This window comes from Acinetobacter uliginosus (genome assembly GCF_044130295.1).
Taxonomy (GTDB): domain Bacteria; phylum Pseudomonadota; class Gammaproteobacteria; order Pseudomonadales; family Moraxellaceae; genus Acinetobacter.
Genome location: NZ_JBIQOC010000040.1, coordinates 1 through 1932, shown reverse-complemented (window position 1 = coordinate 1932; position 1932 = coordinate 1). Strand labels below are relative to the sequence as shown.

1 protein-coding gene and 2 pseudogenes are annotated in these 1932 nt (G+C 37.4%); 1 reads left to right on the top strand and 2 read right to left on the bottom strand.

The features are described from left to right. Window positions 1-104: 104 nt before the first annotated feature. Together ACE01T_RS08720 and ACE01T_RS08715 are read right to left on the bottom strand one after the other, a co-directional pair. Window positions 105-170, bottom strand: a pseudogene (locus ACE01T_RS08720) (antitoxin HicB); the annotation flags it as partial. 33 nt (window positions 171-203) lie between these two features. Beyond that, window positions 204-1403, bottom strand: a complete 1200-nt coding sequence (locus tag ACE01T_RS08715; RefSeq protein ID WP_057083233.1) for a tyrosine-type recombinase/integrase — start codon at window positions 1401-1403, stop codon at window positions 204-206. Between the two features lie 391 nt (window positions 1404-1794). On the opposite strand from ACE01T_RS08715, the pseudogene ACE01T_RS08710 reads away from it, so the two are divergent. Continuing rightward, window positions 1795-1932: pseudogene (locus ACE01T_RS08710) on the top strand (IS66 family transposase); the annotation flags it as partial.

The following is a 1932-nucleotide window of genomic DNA, read 5'->3' as shown; positions in this document are numbered from 1 at the left end:
TCATGGTGAATATCATGGCTGCTGTAGTGGCTTATTGTTTGAACCCCAATAAGCCAACTTTCCAAAATATGCTAAAAGGTTAAGTGGATTTCATCGAACTCAGGTTCATTATCTTCTGCTGACCATGTAACACGGCAAGTATATTGTTTACTATCCATTTGAAACCCCATAATGTTTTAAGTCTATGTATAAAAGTACGATTTTCACTTAGCAGTACTTAAATAATCACCCCACCACTGCATCATTTCAGTCCGCTGGGCTAAATAGTCAGCGTGATTATAGCTGGCACGGGTACGGTTCTTATCAATATGTGAAAGTTGTGCCTCAATCCAGTTATCCTGGAACAAACCTGAGTCATTCAAAATGGTACTAAAAGTAGAACGTAATCCATGAGAAGATAGTTGATGTTTGCCATACCCCATCTTACGTATGGCCATATTTAATGTATTAAAATGAATCGGTTGATTATGTTTGCGAGGGCTAGCAAAAAGGTATTTTTCACCGTATGACCACTGCATGACGTCTTTCAAAATCTCTAAAGCCTGATTTGAAAGTGGAACTAAAAAATCTGGAATCTCATGGCCTAATATGACTTTTCGTCGAAACTGTTTAATATGCAAGGCAGGTATTTTCCAGATTTTTTCATTTAAATCAAAATGATGAGGCTCAGCCAATAACAATTCAGCCCCTCGCACGCCAGTATGTAATTTGAACAGCAGTGCTTTTTTAATAATCGGATGGGCATCCAATTTTAATAAATTTTTCTTAAAATCTGATATATCCTCCGCTTTCAAATACGGATAATTCTTCTTGATTTTACTGTTAATGGCGATTTTATTTAAACCATGCGCGATGTTGAATTCACAATAACCCATCGCTACAGCGTAGTCATAAATTTGGTTCAAATAACTACAAGCTTTCTTGACAGGTTCTTTTACTTGGCGTCCCTCTATTTTTTTGATTACTGAAACCAGGTCATAACGCTTGATGTTTTGAAAAGGTAAATCCTGAAGGTCTGGATAAATATCTTGCTGTAAACATCTTTCTGCTAACTGTAGTACACCGCAGCGGGGTGAATCATTAAATGCATTTTTCAGTTTGAACTGCAGCCACTCCTCCCCTACCTTACGAAAGGTGATGACATTAGAGACAGTATCATGCTCAAAACAATAATTATTGTCTTTAAAGTCATCTTTGACTTGTCGTGCCTTTTTCAGCGATAAATCAGGATAAAGCCCCAACTGAATGCGGCGACGTTTTTTTGTTTGTGGATCTGTATAGCGATAGCACCAAGATTTTCTTCCAGTCGGCTCAATCTTCAGGCTAAGTCCATCTTCATCGGATAAAAAACAGGTTTTTTCCTTGCAATGAGCTTGGCGAACTTTAATTTCAGTAAGACTCATAAATTTAAACCGAACCACTAATGACACTGTAGATATTAATTATAGCAAATTTAAGCAATTTTTATGTGATGCGTATATTACGCATCACATAAATATTTATATATATGTTTTTTATAAATATTATTGTGATATTCCACATTGTAGTAACCAAAAAAGTAACCACTGTTAAAATCTGTATTAAGCAACAAAAATCAGTGATAGTTAAACACTATTCTGCAATGGGTTTGTTTTACAGACCTAGTAACCGAACCTTAATTATTTGAGGCAATATTTCTGTTCTGTCGCATTAAGTCGATCTTCAGCTACTATTGAATTTTGTAGGAGCTGAATATGTCACCAAGGGGGTCAGTTTTTAAATGCCGTTAGGGGGTCATTTTTACACTGCCGCTAACATTGGGTTGAGAATCAGATGCGCCCCTGGGCATTGGGACGTAAGAACTGGCTGTTTGCTGGCTCGCTGCGCAGCGGCCAACGAGCTGCCAATATCATGACTTTAATCCAGTCAGCAAAGCTGAATGGCTTGGATCCA